The 16,405-nt window shown below is 64.0% G+C and carries 17 protein-coding genes; 8 read left to right on the plus strand and 9 right to left on the minus strand.

All coding sequences use genetic code 11. The features are described 5' to 3' along the window. Positions 1-20: 20 nt before the first annotated feature. Positions 21-317, minus strand: a complete 297-nt coding sequence (locus A3AS_RS49925) for an HGGxSTG domain-containing protein (protein ID WP_018322678.1) — start codon at positions 315-317, stop codon at positions 21-23. Continuing rightward, positions 314-961 carry a hypothetical protein gene (locus A3AS_RS0138095; RefSeq protein WP_026202792.1) on the minus strand — a complete coding sequence of 216 codons (648 nt, stop codon included), beginning with the start codon at positions 959-961 and terminating at the stop codon, positions 314-316. The genes A3AS_RS49925 and A3AS_RS0138095 overlap by 4 nt, the downstream gene beginning before the upstream one ends. 451 nt (positions 962-1,412) lie before the next feature. Between A3AS_RS0138095 and A3AS_RS0138100 the strand changes: the two genes are divergently transcribed. Continuing rightward, complete coding sequence (locus tag A3AS_RS0138100; RefSeq protein WP_018322680.1) at positions 1,413-2,396, plus strand: tripartite tricarboxylate transporter substrate binding protein; 984 nt, start codon at positions 1,413-1,415, stop codon at positions 2,394-2,396. A 21-nt stretch (positions 2,397-2,417) separates the two neighbouring features. Here A3AS_RS0138100 and A3AS_RS0138105 read toward each other — a convergent pair whose 3' ends face one another. Continuing rightward, the gene (locus A3AS_RS0138105) at positions 2,418-2,879 is read right to left on the minus strand and encodes an NUDIX domain-containing protein (protein WP_018322681.1); all 462 of its coding nucleotides are present in this window, start codon (positions 2,877-2,879) and stop codon (positions 2,418-2,420) included. A 106-nt stretch (positions 2,880-2,985) separates the two neighbouring features. On the opposite strand from A3AS_RS0138105, the gene A3AS_RS0138110 reads away from it, so the two are divergent. After that, positions 2,986-4,101: a DUF1236 domain-containing protein gene (locus A3AS_RS0138110; protein ID WP_018322682.1), complete on the plus strand. Its 1,116-nt coding sequence runs from the start codon at positions 2,986-2,988 to the stop codon at positions 4,099-4,101. 48 nt (positions 4,102-4,149) lie between these two features. Here A3AS_RS0138110 and A3AS_RS0138115 read toward each other — a convergent pair whose 3' ends face one another. Further along, on the minus strand, positions 4,150-5,109 hold the full coding sequence (locus tag A3AS_RS0138115; protein ID WP_018322683.1) for a lytic transglycosylase domain-containing protein: 960 nt from the start codon (positions 5,107-5,109) through the stop codon (positions 4,150-4,152). 184 nt (positions 5,110-5,293) lie between these two features. Here A3AS_RS0138115 and A3AS_RS0138120 point away from each other — a divergent pair, with 184 nt between their 5' ends. After that, positions 5,294-6,328 (plus strand): L,D-transpeptidase family protein, encoded by a 1,035-nt coding sequence (locus A3AS_RS0138120; RefSeq protein ID WP_026202793.1) that lies wholly within the window; start codon positions 5,294-5,296, stop codon positions 6,326-6,328. Between the two features lie 6 nt (positions 6,329-6,334). On the opposite strand, the gene A3AS_RS0138125 is transcribed toward A3AS_RS0138120, so the two are convergent. The 3 genes from A3AS_RS0138125 to A3AS_RS0138135 form a co-directional block, all read right to left on the minus strand. Continuing rightward, the gene (locus A3AS_RS0138125) at positions 6,335-6,610 is read right to left on the minus strand and encodes a hypothetical protein (RefSeq protein ID WP_018322685.1); all 276 of its coding nucleotides are present in this window, start codon (positions 6,608-6,610) and stop codon (positions 6,335-6,337) included. A 77-nt stretch (positions 6,611-6,687) separates the two neighbouring features. Beyond that, a complete protein-coding gene (locus A3AS_RS0138130; protein WP_018322686.1) occupies positions 6,688-7,545 on the minus strand; it encodes a VOC family protein in 858 nt (285 codons plus the stop codon). A 144-nt stretch (positions 7,546-7,689) separates the two neighbouring features. After that, positions 7,690-8,892, minus strand: coding sequence for a urate hydroxylase PuuD (locus tag A3AS_RS0138135; RefSeq protein ID WP_026202794.1), 1,203 nt, complete (start codon positions 8,890-8,892; stop codon positions 7,690-7,692). Positions 8,893-9,070: 178 nt separating this feature from the next. Between A3AS_RS0138135 and A3AS_RS0138140 the strand changes: the two genes are divergently transcribed. Then, complete coding sequence (locus A3AS_RS0138140; RefSeq protein WP_018322688.1) at positions 9,071-10,435, plus strand: PQQ-dependent sugar dehydrogenase; 1,365 nt, start codon at positions 9,071-9,073, stop codon at positions 10,433-10,435. A gap of 52 nt (positions 10,436-10,487) precedes the next feature. Here A3AS_RS0138140 and A3AS_RS0138145 read toward each other — a convergent pair whose 3' ends face one another. Continuing rightward, on the minus strand, positions 10,488-11,288 hold the full coding sequence (locus A3AS_RS0138145) for an SDR family NAD(P)-dependent oxidoreductase (RefSeq protein ID WP_018322689.1): 801 nt from the start codon (positions 11,286-11,288) through the stop codon (positions 10,488-10,490). A gap of 249 nt (positions 11,289-11,537) precedes the next feature. Here A3AS_RS0138145 and A3AS_RS0138150 point away from each other — a divergent pair, with 249 nt between their 5' ends. From A3AS_RS0138150 to cyoD, 4 genes are read left to right on the plus strand one after another with little or no spacing between them, the layout of a single operon-like run. Next, the gene (locus A3AS_RS0138150) at positions 11,538-12,371 is read left to right on the plus strand and encodes a ubiquinol oxidase polypeptide II (RefSeq protein WP_018322690.1); all 834 of its coding nucleotides are present in this window, start codon (positions 11,538-11,540) and stop codon (positions 12,369-12,371) included. Continuing rightward, positions 12,361-14,361, plus strand: coding sequence for a cytochrome o ubiquinol oxidase subunit I (gene cyoB / locus A3AS_RS0138155; protein ID WP_026202796.1), 2,001 nt, complete (start codon positions 12,361-12,363; stop codon positions 14,359-14,361). Before A3AS_RS0138150 ends, cyoB begins: the two co-directional genes overlap by 11 nt. Continuing rightward, on the plus strand, positions 14,361-15,002 hold the full coding sequence (locus tag A3AS_RS0138160; protein WP_018322692.1) for a cytochrome (ubi)quinol oxidase subunit III: 642 nt from the start codon (positions 14,361-14,363) through the stop codon (positions 15,000-15,002). Before cyoB ends, A3AS_RS0138160 begins: the two co-directional genes overlap by 1 nt. Further along, positions 14,999-15,385 carry a cytochrome o ubiquinol oxidase subunit IV gene (gene cyoD / locus A3AS_RS0138165; protein ID WP_018322693.1) on the plus strand — a complete coding sequence of 129 codons (387 nt, stop codon included), beginning with the start codon at positions 14,999-15,001 and terminating at the stop codon, positions 15,383-15,385. The genes A3AS_RS0138160 and cyoD overlap by 4 nt, the downstream gene beginning before the upstream one ends. A 219-nt stretch (positions 15,386-15,604) precedes the next feature. Here the strand turns inward: cyoD and A3AS_RS0138170 are convergent, their stop codons facing one another. Further along, positions 15,605-16,393, minus strand: a complete 789-nt coding sequence (locus A3AS_RS0138170) for a thermonuclease family protein (RefSeq protein ID WP_018322694.1) — start codon at positions 16,391-16,393, stop codon at positions 15,605-15,607. Positions 16,394-16,405 lie beyond the last annotated feature (12 nt).

Raw genomic sequence — 16,405 nt, forward strand, 5'->3', positions numbered from 1 at the left:
ATTGACGGCAGGCTTTTGGACTAAGCGGTTTGATCCCTCCGATCGTCTGACGCCATCTCCTCCAGCAGCTTTCCCGCCTCATCGAGCAGTTCCCGGATCGCCCTTCGCTCCGCGATCCGCTCCTGTGTGAAGGCGCCATGCTTGTGCGCATTGCGGTTGCCCCAAGGCGCGCCAGATCCTGGGGCGCCGCCGTGCATACGGCAGCGGAGCCCGCCGCGCATGGCCGGCGCGCGGCAGGGGAGGCCGCCGCGTGTGTCGGCGCCGCAGCGCGGGCTCGCCGCCATCGCGCGCGTGTTGCGGATGTGACCGGCCCTCATGCGGTGGTGCCTCGCAACGCCTCGGTCCGGTCGCGTTCGCCGGCGTCGCGGAGCGGGGCCAGCCCTGCCTCTGTCGCGGTGCCCGGCTCGGCAGCGATCAGATGTGCCTGTTGCGTGACATTCCCCACGATCGCGCTGCCGCCGTCCTGCACCGACAGATTCTGCACCGTGATCGGACGTTCACCGTTGCCGCGATGGCGGTTGAGGGCCTCCATCTGGGCTGCGAAAGTGCGAGCCAGCCGGGTCAATGTGCGTGCGACGCCTTCCTGCTGCGGGATGCCTTCGGCGAAGGCGAGGCGGCAGGCAAAGCGCATGGTCGCGACGTGGACGGACACCATCTGCGCCGTCAGCATGGTTTCGAGGGAATCCCGCGGGGCGATGCTTTTCATCATCGAGATCATGAAGGCGAGATTGTCCTCATCGGGCTTCTGCAGGATCACGCTGGCTTTCATCAATTGCTTGAGGATGCCATGCAGAGCGTCCTGATCGACGGCACCGAGCGCCTCGCCCAGCAAGTGCTCGCCGGTCTCCGCGTCGGGGTGCTGAATTGCGATCCGTTGTCCGGTGAGCTTGACCCGCGGGGCGGGCCTGCTGCCGTACCTGACGACTGGCGTCGTGCTGTTGCGTGTCATGGCTGTTGTCATGTCGATGTCTCCCTTGAGCCCACGGCACGCGCGAGCAGGCCTCTCCGGTGCGAGAAGACCTCTCAGTTGCCGTGCGGCGGTTGCGTATTCAAATGTCGATGCTGGGCTTGTTCGCGATCGAAGCGAGGCCCACATGGCTGTGGAGGCCGATTGCTCACGCGGATCGCGATGATGGCATTATGCCCCTGTTTTGCCCGACGAGTCAAAATCGATTTCGCAACATCCGAAAGTTCTGCCTGGCGTAAGTCCTTGTTCGGACAGGGGCCGTCTACTGTGCATGGGGTTGTTTTCGCATTTTTTGTTTGCAAGCGATGCAACACGTGCCGTGGGGCGGAATGCCGGCGACCAAACGCGATTGCGAAATCCGGGATGGCCGCTATTCATGATCTTCACATGCGTCGCACCAACAAGCCTGCACAAGCGGCGCTGCTGATGTCTGGGGAGAGAACCAATGCAACGAACCGCCCGCCTGCTCGCCGTCGTCGCCGGATTGTGTGCGTCTGTACTGTCGACGGAGGCCATGGCGCAGAAATATCCGGTGCGGCCGGTCAAGGTCATGGTCGGCTTCAGCGCCGGCGGGCCGGTCGACGTCGTCGCGCGCATCGTCGGCGATCGCTTGGGCAACAAGCTCGGGCAGCCCTTCGTGGTTGAGAACCGCGCCGGCGCCAACGGCATGATCGCGGCCGAAGGCGTCGCCCATGCGGAAGGCGACGGCTACACCATGCTCGCCTGCAACTCGTCCACCATCACGCTCAACAAGACGCTATTCAAGGATATCCGCTACGATCCGGAAAAGGACTTCGCGCCGCTGACCACCGTCGTGTCGGCGCCGCTGGTGCTGGTGGTCAATCCGGAGAATCCAAAGACGGCTAATATCAAGACCGTCGCCGATCTCGTCGCCGCGGCGAAGGCGGCACCCGGCGCGCTGGCCTACGGTTCGGGCGGCAACGGCAACCTTGCCCATCTCGCCATGGAGCTGCTGAGCCAGAAGGCCGGCATCAAGCTGATCCACGTGCCTTATCGCGGCGGTTCGGCCGCCGAGGTCGGCATCCTCGCCCAGGAGGTGCTGGCGGTGTTCGATCCGCTCTCCGCCGTGCCGCTGGTCAAGGCCGGCAAGCTGCGCGCGCTCGCGGTGTCGTCGGCCGAGCGGCTGCCGGCGTTGCCCGATGTGCCGACCGTCGCGGAAGCAGGCTATCCCGGTTTCGACATCTCGTTCTGGGTCGGCTTCTTCATGCCGAAGCCGACGCCGGCGCCGATCCTGGAGACGCTGCACCGGGAAATCGTCGCGGCCGCCAAGGATCCGGCGGTCGCGGAGAAGCTCGGCTCGCAGGGGGTCGTCAGCGTGCTGACCCCGGCCGAGTACGCCGCGAAGATCGCGAAGGAGACGAAGGAGCTCGCCGAGGTCGTCGCTGCCGCGGACATCAAGGCGGAGTAGGGAGCGCACCTGCTTCCATCGCTATTCACCGCCGGCCAGCTGCGCCAGCCGATCGAGCAGCGGGCGTTGTCCTGCGTTGATCTTCTCTTGAGCCTCCTCGAGCGTGAACCATTCGGCACGGTCGACTTCCGGGAAGACTTGCCGTTTGCCGCTGCGCGGCGGCCATTCCATCTCGAACGTGTTGCTGCGGATGCTGCGCACGTCGATATCGAGCTCGGCGGCGAACGCCGTGACGACCTTGCCGCCGCGCTGCTTGACCTCGCCAAGCGCGCTCAGCGGCACGGACAGCTCGAATCCCAGCTCCTCGGAAAATTCCCGTCGCGCGGCGGCCTCCGCATCGTCTTCGTCCGCATATTCGCCCTTGGGGATCGACCACGCGCCGAGATCCTTGTTGCGCCAGAACGGCCCGCCGGGATGAACGAGGAGGATCTCGATCGCCCGGCGTTTGCGATAGGCAATGATCCCCGCACTCTTCGATGGCATCGCAGGTTCCGTGCAGAAGCGGTCCGCTTTGTCTCGGGAAAAAGTGGAACCGGCCGTTTTAGCGCAGGTTAGTAGCCAACGTTCATTTGATAAAAGGGAGTGAACCATGATCCGCCTGTTGGCAACCACCGCATTAGGGCTGGTGCTGGCGAACGCCGCCTTCGCGCAATCGCCCACCAAGTCCGAGCAGACGCCGCAATCCCAATCCAATTCCACGGCGCCGTCCACCACCGCACCGTCTGGTGCGGCCGGCCCGCAGCAGACCACATCGCATCCGCAGCAATCACCGTCGACAGGAAGCTCGGCACAGACGACGCAGAGCACCGCGCCATCCTCCGGGGCCGCCAATTCCGGCACATCCAACAATGCTGCGAACAGCACGGACACTTCGCGGCCGCAGAGCGGCACGGCAAGCTCGAACACGACCGGTAATCAGCCCGCCACCCAGCAGGGCGCCAACCCGCCGCCGGCAAACACGAACCAGGCGCAGGATCGGTCCAATCCGCCACCGGCCAATAGCAATCAGGCGCAGCAGGCGCCCGCTGCATCCGGGACCAACCAGGCTCAGCAGGCGCCGACGGCGCCAGCCGGCAATCAGGCGCAGGGCGAGCGGTCCGGAACCAACTCTCAGGCGGCCGCGCAGACCAACGTCAATCTGAACCGCCAGCAGGAGACGAAGATCAGCACCTCGATCTCGCATCTGAACGTCCGGCCGCTGACCAGCGTCAATTTCTCGCTGAATGTCGGCACGGTCGTTCCGCGCGACGTGCACCTCTCGACTCTTCCGCCTGATGTCGTCGAGATCGTGCCGCAATATCGCGGCTACAGCTTCGCGCTGGTGAAGGATGAGATCGTCGTGGTCGATCCGGCGACCTACAAGATCGTGACGGTGCTGCCGTATTCGGGGAAATCCACGGCAACGACGACGTCGACCACCCGCGAGCGTAGCGCAAGCAAGTTCTCTGACCGCGATCGCGATGCGATCCGCAAGCATGCGAAAGCGCGTCCCGAGAGCCGGAGCGAACGGCAGACCACCGGAAGCACCGCACGCACCGAGATCCATGTCGGCGATCGCGTCCCTGATAGCGTCGAGGTCGAGGAATTTCCGAGCACGGTTTATCGGGATGCGCCCGACCTGCGGGAGTACCGCTACATCCATCGCGATACCCGGACTTATGTCATCGAGCCTCGCGAACGACGCGTGATCGAGGAGATCGACTAGTTCTCAGCCGTCGGAAGCCGCCCATCGGGCGGCTTCTCGATTTGTGCGTCAGATCGCCGAACGTTCGCGTGCCGCGATGCGGATGGCGCGAGCCTTGGTGCCCTTCGCCGCGCGCGCTGCAATCATGCTCCTCGCCTTGCCACGGGCCGAGGCGTTCTTGTGGAGCAGGGATACGAACCGCTTGCGCGTCCGGTTTGTCGACAGGCGCGCCGCAAGCTGTTCGGCCTTGCGAATGATGGTCGCGACCGAGGGTGTCAGGTTGACCGGAACCCAGGCGATATCCTTCGCCTTGGAGAGGCTGCCGATGCCCTCGCATGGCGCCTCGCGCGGCAAGTCGATCCTGATCGCGAGCGCCTCGGACCGCTCGGTCCAGTCCTCAGCCTTGGTACCGGTGATGATGCGGACATAGTCGCGCGTCTCACGCGGCAGCTCGCTCTCCTTGGCGAGCCACTTCTGAACGCGGCCGGGACCGGCATTATACGCAGCCGCGGCGAGGCCGAGATTGCCGAAATCGTCGCGAAGCTTGCGCAGGAATTTTGCCGATGCGGGAAGCGCCTTCATGGGATCGAAGGGATCGTCGAGCCCGACTTCGGCGGCCGTCCCGGGCATGAACTGCGCCACGCCCTGGGCGCCGGCCTGGCTCACCTCGTTGGACTTGAAGCGGCTTTCCTGCCAGAGCAGGCGGGCAAAGAATGGCACGGGAATGCCGCTGGCCTCGGCGGCCTCGCGCAGCGCGTGGCAAAATCGCTCGGTCGGGGAAACCGGCGCCTGTAGGGCTGGCTCGTCCGCCCGGGGCGGCTCGATCACCTGCTCATAGGCGGCACGCGCGTTGGCGAGCTCGATGGCCTGCACACTTGCGAGGAAGAGCTCGACCACCGGAACAAGTGGGGAGGCCCGATTGTTCTGAATAACGGCGCGGTCGAAAGTTGATGTTTGCCGGGACGCCGACGGATCGAGGTCGCACATCAGAATCATGAACGCGGCGCAAGCCGCGATGACAAATCGCATTTGCGGAGACAACCTCGAACTGTGGGATGAACGGCCAGCGGTGCGCCGGCGATAAGAAGTTCTTAACCGTCTGATTGCGGCAAAGCTGCGGTCTCGTTGGTTCCTTCGGTGTTACTACGGTGTTCCCGAACAGAAACTCCCCGCGGTTTTGCGGATCATTATTTTTGGAATGGGACGAGCGATCATGAGGCGGTGGCTGCTTGGCGCGGTGATGTCGATGTGGTTCGTCTGCCCGGTGCTCGCGGGCCATCTCGATGCGAAAGCGGTGAACGAGGCCGCGCGTCCGGAAAAGCAGCCGGCCGCGGACAAGGTGGACGCGCCGGTGACGAAGCTGCAGATTCTGCTCGATCGTGCGCAGTTCTCTCCTGGCCAGATCGACGGCAAGTTCGGCGAGAACGCGCAGAAGGCGATGAAGGCGTTCGCCGAGCAGAACGGAATGGCCTTCGACAAGGTCGTTGCCCCTGAACTCTGGGACAAGCTGACCGCAGCGAGTGAGGGGCCTGTCGTTGTCGACTATAAGATCACCGACGCGGACGTGAAGGGGCCGTTCCTCAAGAAGCTACCGGCCAAGCTCGATGACATGAAGTCGCTGGAGGCGCTGAGCTACACCAGCCCGCTCGAAGGGCTCGCGGAAAAATTTCACATGAGCGGAGAGCTGTTGAAGGCGCTCAATCCGGGCAAGTCATTCGACAAGGCTGGCGAGGCGATTGCCGTGGCCAACGTGCCGGCGCGGCGGGAGCTGCCGCGCATCGCTCGGATCGAGATCGACAAGACGCGCGCGACGCTGAAGGCTTACGAGGGCTCTGGTCGTCTGGTCGCGTTCTACCCGGCATCAATCGGCAGTCCGGATCGCCCGACGCCGACGGGGACGCTGAAGGTCACCGGCACCAACGAGCAGCCGACCTATCACTACAATCCGGAGTACAAGTTCAAGAGTGTGAAATCCAAAAGACCCTTCGACATCAAGCCGGGTCCCAACAATCCGGTGGGATCGTACTGGATCGGCCTGTCGGCACAGGGCTATGGCATCCACGGGACGGCGGAGCCCGACCGGGTCAGCAAGTCGGCGTCACACGGCTGCATCAGGCTGACCAATTGGGACGCCCGCACGCTCGGCGAAAACACCAGGCGCGGTACGCCCGTCGTCTTCCTCGATGCGCCGACGGAATCTTCCTCGAAGCAGAAGGGCAAGACGGCCGGCAAGCGCGCCGCGAATTAGTCCTTGCTAGTCCTTTGGGAAATCCTTGCGCATCGCCATCTCGGCGGCATCGCCCGGCGACAGCACGGTCTGATCGAAGGCCGCTTGCGGCTTCGTCATGATGTCGTAGAGCGAGATGCCCTTGATCGGCTTGCCCATGAGCTCGCGGACGCAGTCGGCGAGCGTGCCGTTGTAGACGAGATAAGGCGGACCTCGGTCCTTCTGCCTCTCGCCCTTCAGCGACGGCCACTTCTTCAGTTCGGCCGGCGCGTCATAGGCGATCGGCGATCCCTCTTTGAACATGCGTTTGGCCCCGGTGGCTTGGATTGCAGGGAATCCTAGAGCCGCCGGGTAAACACGCGTTGAAGAATTAGTTCAAATCAGCCGGCAATGAAGGCGAGCAGGGTGCCGTTGGCCTTGGCCGGCGGCACACAGATCGTCGGCCCGCTGCGCACCGCTGCCGAACCCAGGGCCTTCTCGGTCGCTGCCAGGTCGCCGCTGGCGAGCACCAGCGCCGCGCCGCCGCGCTCGGAAAGGCCCGCGAGCGGAACGCCCGGATAGCGTTTGGCGAGTTGGTCCAGCGTCAGATAGACGAAGTCGGCACGATCGCCGCCGGAGGGCACCGTGACCGCGCCGTCGGCCTCGGCGGTCGGTTCGCGGTCAATCAGCCGGCCGAGATGCGCGGCGTCCTTTGCCGGCTCCGGCGTTGCGATCAGCGTCTGCCTGATCCGCTTTGCCGCGTTGGCGTGCCTCATCAATTCGGGAATCCACACGGTCTCGCGCGTCTTGTGCTTGCAGGCGAAGATGCGCACCCCGCCCGGCGCTTCCGCGGTCGGCCACATGAAGGTGCGGAATTTGGCCGCCGAGACGGTGCCATCAGGCAGCGTCACCGGCCGCTCGAAATCGGTCGGGCCGATCGGCGCCAGGCCTCGCGCGCGGATCTCCTCGGCACCGGCGGCGGAATCGACCGCGGTGAAAGCGATGCGCTCGATGCCTTCGCCGCGCTTGTCGAGGAAGGCGCGCGCCGGTGCGTTGTGCTCGGTCGCGACGAGCACGCCGAGCAGCTCCATATAATCGGGGTCGAACATGATGGTGTAATTGCCGGTGCCCATATGCGCGCTGTGGGTGCCGCGCGGCGACACGGTGAAGCCGAGCTGCCGATAATTCTCGGCGGCCTTGTCGAGGTCCTGAACCATGACCACAGCGTGGTCGATACCGATGACGTTCTTGAGGGCCACTGTTCTTTCCCCGCGCATGCAAATGACTTTGGGCCGCGTCGGCGGCCGCTGGTCCTGTCTACGCCGGATAGGCGGTCAAGTCATTTTCAATTCAGTGGGAGATGCGGAATTTCATTCCGCGAAATGATCGCCGCGCGGGCAGCATCAGCGGGCCTGCTCGAGATAGGCGGCGAGGATCGCGCGCTCCTCGCCGGTCATTTCGGTGATGTTGCCGGGCGGCATCGCGCTCGACCAGGCCGCGACGCGGCCGATCAGACGGATGTTGCGATGGATGTGCTCGGGCGCATCGAGCAGGATGCCCTTCGGTGCGGTCACGATGCCGGCCCAGACCGGCTCAGCCGCGTGACACATGCTGCAGCGGGACATCACGATCTCCTCGACAGCGGCAAGGGTCGGCTGTGTCGGCAGCGCGCCGGACTTGACCTCGCGCGGTCCGGCGGCGGAGAGGAAGAGGATCGCAATCACGCCGATTGCCGCGACGCCCCACACCCACCATGGCGATTTCCGCCCCGCGTGGCGCTCGTTGAAGAAGTGGCGGATCACCGGCCCCAGCGCCAGGATGATGGCGACGATGATCCAGTTGAAGCGCGTGGCATAGAGCAGGGGATAGTGGTTGCTGATCATCAGCACGACCACGGGCAGCGTCAGGTAGTTGTTGTGGACCGAGCGCTCCTTGCTGGCCTTGCCGAGCTTCGGATCCGGCGCCTGTCCCGCGATCAGGCTGGCCACGATCTTCTTCTGGTTGGGGATGATCAGCGCAAAGACATTGGCCACCATGATGGTGCCGATGATGGCGCCGATCTGGTTGAAGGCGCCGCGGCCGCTCAGCACATGGGTGAAGGCATAGGTCAGCGCGACCAGGAACAGATAGCCGCCGATGGCGAAGGGCAGCTCGCGCTGGGCAAGGCCGGTACGGCAGGCGGCTTCATAGAGCAGCCACGCCAGAGCCAGGCTCGCGAGGCTGAACAGGCCGGCCTGGAACGGCGTGAGATCGAGGATCGACTTGTCGACCAGGAACAGATCGGCCTCGAGATAATACACCACCACCATCAGTGCGAAGCCGGACAGCCAGGTGGTGTAGGCCTCCCATTTGAACCAGGTCAGCTCGTCCGGCATTTGGTTGGGAGCCACCAGATATTTCATGATCCGGTAGAAGCCGCCGCCATGGACCTGCCAGGCTTCGCCCTGGACGCCGTCGGGCAGGTCACTCGTTCGGTTGCCCTTGGGCCTGAGGCTGAGGTCGAGGGCGATGAAATAGAAGGAACTGCCGATCCAGGCGATCGCCGCCACCACGTGAAGCCAGCGCAGCAGCAGGCTCGCCCATTCCGATATGATGGATCCCCACATGATCATCCCGTCGATTGCGACAGCGATGCCGCAGCTTTGATGACCGCAACCCCCGCCCATACAATGTGTCGCACCTATCCGCGGTGTTTTCCAGTACGATGGGCGCAGCTGATGCACATCGTGCGGGCATCAGCTGACGTGGGATGCGGCAGAGCTTCGACCTGCCGCGGTGGTATCGATGGTCGAGATTGCAGGCCGGGAGGACAATTTGAAGAGCAGAATTTTGTCCGTCGCGATATTCGCGGGGCTACTGATTGCTACCGGTGCGCAGGCCGAGCCGGTGTTGCAGGGCAAGGACGCTTATGGCGATTGGCGGGCCGACAAGCCCGGCACGGTCAGGCTGATCCGGCCGCGGGATCTGGTCAGGCCCGGCGCCACGCGGTCGGTTGCGAGCTCGTCGCGCGTGGTGCCGCGCCCGGCCGAGGCTGCGCTTCAGGTGCCGGCGGGCTTCAAGATCGAACTGTTCGCCGAAGGACTGCGCGCGCCACGCATCATCAGGGTTGCGCCGAATGGCGACGTCTTCGTCGCGGAGACGCGGGCCGGCACCATCCGTGTGTTGCGGGCCGGGGAGGGCAACAAGCTCGCGACCAACGAGGTGTTTGCCAGCGGCCTGAGGCAGCCGTTCGGCATCGCCTTCTTCCCGAACGGGGACAATCCGCAATGGGTCTATGTCGCCAACACCGATAGCGTCGTCCGCTTTCCCTATCAGGCCGGCGATCTCAAGGCGCGCGGCAAGGCCGAGACGATCGTGCCGAGCCTGCCGCATGACGGCGGTCATTCCACCCGCGACATCGTCTTCACGCCCGACAACAAGCGCATGCTGGTCTCCGTCGGTTCGCTCAGCAACGTTGCGGAAGGCATGGGCACGCCCCCGGGCGGGATGGAGGCGTGGGCGAAAACGCAACCGCTCGGCGCAGCCTGGGCCAGTGAGACCGAACGCGCGGCGGTGCTGGCTTTCAATCCCGATGGCAAGGAGCGGAAGATCCACGCCACCGGCATCCGCAATTGCGTCGGCCTTGCGATCCAGCCGCAGACCGGTCTGCCCTGGTGCTCGACCAACGAGCGCGATGGCCTTGGCGACGATCTCGTGCCCGACTACGTGACCAGCGTGAAGGAAGGCGCGTTCTACGGCTGGCCCTGGTTCTATATCGGCGCCAACGAAGACCCACGCCACGCCGGTGCGCGGCCGGATATCAAGGACAAGGTGACGGTCCCCGATCTGCTGGTGCAGCCGCACTCGGCCTCGCTCGGCATGATTTTCTATCAGGGCACGCAGTTTCCGCCCGAGTATCAGAGCGACGCGTTCGCCGCGGAGCACGGCTCCTGGAACCGGTCGAAGCGCACCGGCTACAAGGTGATCCGCATCCGGATCAAGGACGGCAAGCCGACGGGTGAGTACGAGGATTTCGTCACGGGTTTTGTCGTCAGCGACATGGAAGTGTGGGGGCGGCCGGTGGGAGTCGCGGTGGCGAAGGACGGATCGCTGCTGATCTCGGAGGATGGCAACGGCACGATCTGGCGGGTGACGCACGCGCCGCAGTGACGGTGCATCCTCTCCCCTTGCGGGAGAGGGTGGCGCACCGCACCGGCAGCTTCTACCCCCGTCTCACGCTGGCCCCACCATCCACCGGCAGCGTCACGCCCGTAATGAAGTTTGCCTCATCCGACGCCAAAAACAGCGCAGCGTTCGCGACGTCCCATCCGGTGCCCATTTTCTTGCGCAGCGGCACCTTGCTGTCGCGTTCGGCCTCGACCTCGGCGCGGGTCTTGTGCCATTCGCGGGCGCGGGTGTCGACGGCCATCGGCGTGTTCATCAGGCCGGGCAGGATGACGTTGGCGCGGATGCCGTATTCGGCGTTCTGGTAGGCGAGCTGTTCGGTGAAGGCGATCATCGCCGACTTCGTCGCCTTGTAGGCGACGTAAGGATAATTCGTGATCGCCGCCATCGAGGAGATGTTGATGATGGCGCCGCTTCCTTGCGCGCGCATGATCGGGATCACTTCTTTTGCCGCCAGAATGCAGCTTTTCAGATTGATGGCGACGACGCGGTCGAACGCTTCCTCGGTCAGTTGCAGCAGCTCGGCATCGCCGCCGGACAGGCTGACGCCGACATTGTTGTGCAGCACGTCGATCCGGCCCCAGCGCGACTGGGCGTCCTTGACCATCGCCTTGATGTCGGCCGACTTCGTGACGTCGGCCTTGAAGGCCGCGGCGGTGCCATGTTTCGCGGTGATCATCGCCACCGTTTCCTGCGCCGATTCCAGATGATGATCGACGCACAAGACCTTTGCGCCCTCGCGCGCGAAGGTCAGCGCGGTGGCGCGGCCATTGCCCATGCCTTCGCCGGGGCTTTGCCCGGCTCCGACGACGATGGCGACCTTGTCCTTCAAGCGCATCTCGGTTCACTCCCTGATCCCGTATTTCTCATTATTTTCGTGCAGATTAGCAATCGTCCCGACCTGGGAGAAGGGCGCGGCTTCTGCGTTCATGTCATTGACATCGCATGGAATTGCATGTTGCGCGGGCCCAACGCGCATGGCTGGCCCTTGCGGTTCAGGAACCGTTCTGAGGTCGCCGCGTTTGTTGCGGAGCCTTTCCCGCGCTAGGCTCTGTCCCGGGGCTTCCCAACCGCCAGTGGCTTGCCGATGAATCTGCTCGACCCACAAGGGCCCGTGGCTGCGGCCAACAGCACCATTCTGGTCGATTCCGTCTTCATCATGCTCGTGATCGTGGTGCCGACCATTTTCGCGATTCTCGGCTTTGCGTTCTGGTTTCGCGCCTCGAATCCAAAAGCGCGCTACCAGCCTGACTTCGTCTATTCCGGCCGGGTCGAGATGGTGGTGTGGGCGATCCCTGCGCTCACCGTCATCCTGCTCGGCGGCGTCGCCTGGATCGGCTCGCATCAACTCGATCCCGCAGCACCGGTGCCGGGGACCGGAAGCCCGGTGCGGATCCAAGCGGTTTCGCTCGACTGGAAATGGCTGTTCATCTATCCGGACCAGCGCATCGCCACCGTCAACACGCTGACCGTGCCGGCCGGCGCCGAGCTGAACTTTCAGCTGACGTCGTCGAGCGTGATGAACACGTTCTTCATCCCGCAGCTCGGCAGCATGATCTACACCATGAACGGCATGGTGACGAAGCTGAACCTGCGCGCCGACAACGAAGGCAAGCTGCAGGGGTTGTCCGCGCATTTCTCCGGCGACGGCTTTCCCGACATGATGTTCGACGTCAACGTGGTCTCCCCGCTCGCCTTTCCTGAATGGGTGACGACCACGGCGAAGACCGATGCCGTGCTGAATGAGGACAGCTACAAGAAGCTGATGCAGCAGGGCGTCGAGAAGGGCAGGCCAATCTATCGCCTGGAAGATCCCCGCCTGTTCGACCTGATCGCGACCCAGCACATTCCGCCGGGACCGGGGCCGGAGCTGCTCTCCGATGCAGGCCGTCCGCACAGTGGAGGCCATGATGCTCGGTAAGCTCGATTGGTCGGCCATTCCGTTCGATCAGCCCATCCCGCTGGTCGCGGGTGCAGTGGTGCTGGTCGCGATCTTGGGCGTGCTGACCTGGGTCGTGGTGAAAGGGCATCTGCCCTATCTCTGGATCGAATGGATCACCAGCGTCGATCACAAGCGCATCGGCGTCATGTACATTCTGCTGGCCTCGGTGATGCTGCTGCGCGGTGGCAGCGACGCCATCATGATGCGGATCCAGCAGGCCGTCGCCTACCAGTCGCAGGGCTACCTGCCGCCGGAGCACTACAACCAGATCTTCTCGGCGCACGGCACCATCATGATCTTCTTCGTGGCGATGCCGTTCGTGATCGGGCTGATGAACCTGATCGTGCCGCTGCAGCTCGGCGTGCGCGACGTCGCTTTCCCGACGCTCAACTCGGTCGGGTTCTGGCTGACCGCGACCGGTGCGCTGCTGGTCAATCTCTCGCTCGTGATCGGCGAGTTCGCGCGCACCGGCTGGCTCGCCTTTCCGCCGCTGTCGGAGCTGTCCTATTCGCCGGGCGTCGGCGTCGACTATTACGCCTGGTCGCTGCAGATATCCGGCGTCGGCACGCTGGTCGCCGGCATCAACCTTGTCACCACGGTGCTGAAGCTGCGCACTAGGGGCATGAATTATCTGCGCATGCCGATGTTCTGCTGGACCACGCTGGCCTCTAATCTGCTCATCGTCGCGGCCTTCCCGATCCTCACCGCCACGCTCGCGATGCTGCTGCTCGACCGCTACCTCGGCTTTCACTTCTTCACCAACGAGGCCGGCGGCAACGTCATGATGTTCATGAACCTGATCTGGGCCTGGGGACATCCGGAGGTCTACATCCTGGTGCTGCCGGCCTTCGGCATCTTCTCCGAGGTGGTCTCGACCTTCTCCGGCAAGGCGCTGTTCGGTTATCGCTCGATGGTGCTTGCGACCATGGCCATCTGCGTCATCTCCTTCATGGTCTGGCTGCATCATTTCTTCACGATGGGGGCAGGGCCGGACGTCAACGCCATCTTCGGCATCGCCAGCATGATCATCGCGGTGCCGACCGGCGTGAAGATCTACAATTGGCTGTTCACGATGTATGGCGGCCGCATCCGCTTCGCGACGCCGATGCTATGGGCGGTCGGCTTCATGGTGACATTCATCATCGGTGGATTGACCGGCGTCCTGCTCGCGGTGCCACCCGCAGACTTCATGCTTCACAACAGCATGTTCCTGGTGGCGCACTTCCACAACGTTATCATCGGCGGCGTGTTGTTCGGCGCCTTCGCCGGCTTCGAATATTGGTTTCCCAAGGCGTTTGGCTTCCGCCTCGACGAACGCTGGGGCAAGCTGGCATTCTGGTTCACCTTCCTCGGCTTCTTCATCACCTTCATCCCGCTCTACATCGCCGGCATGCTCGGCATGACCCGGCGCATGCAGCATTATGACGTCGCGGCGTGGCGGCCCTGGATGATCGTTGCAGCAATTGGCATGGCCGTGCTCACGATCGGGGTGATCTGCCAGATCATGCAGCTCGTGGTCAGCATCCGCAACCGCGAGGCGCTGCGCGACCGTACCGGCGATCCCTGGGACGGCCGCTCGCTGGAATGGGCGACCTCGTCGCCGCCGCCGGTGTTCAACTTCGCCTTCAATCCCGATGTGCGCGGCGAGGACGCCTATTGGGACATGAAAGTCCATGCCCAGCAGCAATCGCTCGAACGCGACAGGCCGGAATATCAGGACATCGAGATGCCCAGGAATTCTCCGACCGGCTTCGTCTGCGCGTTCTTCGCCACCGTCATGGGCTTTGCACTGATCTGGCACATCTGGTGGATGGTGATTTTGGGCGGTCTCGGCGCGTTCGCGACCTTCGTCGTTTTCGCCTGGCGCGACCATGACGAATACGTCATTCCCGCGGAGGAGGTCGCAGCGATCGACCGCATCAATCTCGAGGAACGACGCAGCCTCGTCAGCATGGCGGGGGCGGTCTGATGACGATGACTGCGACCGCCGGCCACGCGCATGCCGATCCCCATCACATCGGGCTCGTCATCGAGCACCCCGGACCCGCTTCGAAGCGGATCGTGACCGCCTACGGCTTCTGGATTTTCCTGCTCTCCGACATCGTGATGTTCTCCTGCTTCTTCGCGGCCTACGCGGTGTTGTCCGGGCAGACGGCCGGCGGCCCGAAGGGCTCGGAGATTTTCGAGCAGAGGAACGTCGCGATCGAGACCGTGTGCCTGCTGTTGTCGAGCTTCACCTGCGGCATGGCCAGCATCGCGGCCGATGTGCGCAACCGGTTCTGGTTCTATCTCGGGATGACCGTGACCTGCGTGCTCGGGCTGATATTCCTCGTCATCGAGTTCCGCGAATTCGCCGACCTCGTCGCGCGCGGCTATGGCCCGTCGCGCAGCGCCTTCCTTACGGCGTTTTTCTCGCTGGTCGGCTGCCATGGCCTGCATGTCTCGGCCGGCGTGCTGTGGCTCCTCACCATGATGGCCCAGGTGTTTGCCAAGGGCTTCCGCGCCGACGTCCTGCGCCGGATGATGTGCTTTGCGCTGTTCTGGCACGCGCTCGACATCGTCTGGGTCGGGGTGTTCTCCGTCGTCTATTTGCTTGGGAGTGCCGCATGAGCGATCAGAGCCACGCGCGGAGCGACCACGACCTCGCGCCGGGCGAGGAAGAGCAACACAGCGTCGGCACCCGCATTCTCGGCTACGTCGTCGGCCTTGTCCTGGCGCTGCTGCTCACGGCGACGTCGTTCTTCATTGCCGGCACCGATCTGGTCTGGCAACCCTCCATCCCGGTTGCGTTGATCGTGCTGGCGATCGCGCAGATGGGGGTGCATCTGGTGTTCTTCCTGCACATCACGACCGGTCCCGACAACACCAACAACGTGCTGGCGCTGGCCTTCGGCCTGCTGGTGGTCTTCCTGGTGGTGGGCGGCACGGTCTGGATCATGGCGCATCTGAACGCGAACATGCCGCCGATGGACCAGATCATGCGGATGCAGTGATAGCACCGCCCAAAAAAGAAGAGCCGCTTGTTGTGACAAGCGGCCCAAGTCTAGGGAGGAAACGCCCAAGCAGGGCAATCAGGCCGGAGCCGGATTGCTGCCAAGGAAACGCCCGCGCAAGCGCTTGCGTACCTTTATGAGTGCAGCAACTCGCGAAGGGGTTCAATTCCGGATCAATACGGTCATGGACTACTACTCACGGATGCGTGAGGGAATTTTTCACTTCGGCCGGCGGCAGTTGTAGGCCTTGCGGAAGCCGGCCGCCTGGGCATCGTCCTCCGAGCAGAACCAGCGGTCCGGCTTGGTGGTCGCGGGGTAGCTCGGGCAACCCCGCAGATGATAGATGCCGATGTTGCCGGTGACGCGTGCGCGCACCGCGAGCTTTCCCTTGATGCTGCAACTCGGCGGCATCGTCAGCTCCTCCGGGAACAGCACGGCGCGAATTTCCTTGTCGCGGTCCGGACGGCAGGCGGCGCCCAGCAGTGCGCCGTCCTTCTTGCCCCCGCGGAAGTCTTGCGGCGCAACAAAACACCCCTTCCAGATCCCGGCGGCGGCCGACTTGGCCTCGGCCACGGCCGGCTTGACGTTCGCCTTGATCGGCTCCCGCGCGACGGCAAAGCCGAGCTTGACCAGCTGTTCGTTCAGGCTGGCCTTGTCGCCCTCGGCCGTGCAGATCGCCCGGTGCCGCTTGCCAAAGCTCTTCTCCGGCCCAACATCGTCACAGCGCACGGAGCGCTTGTTGATCAGCTTCGCCAGCTGGTCGCGAGCCTCGATGCCGCAGGTCCAGGAATCGGCGTGGTCGTCGATGCAGACCTGGTCGAGCTCGGGCGCGTCGACGCCGTCAAGCCGGTAGGTGACGTCGCCAAGCTGGATGGAGTTGCCGTCGCGGACTGTCGCGGCGGCGGTCAGCGCGGAAGCCGGCTCGGAAGACGCCAGGACTCCGGACAAGGCGAAAAACAAAACGAGCGCAAAAGCGCGGGCGGCGGCAAAGACATTTCGGAAGGACATACGGTCTCGCTA

This window comes from Bradyrhizobium sp. WSM2793 (assembly GCF_000379585.1).
Lineage (GTDB): Bacteria > Pseudomonadota > Alphaproteobacteria > Rhizobiales > Xanthobacteraceae > Bradyrhizobium.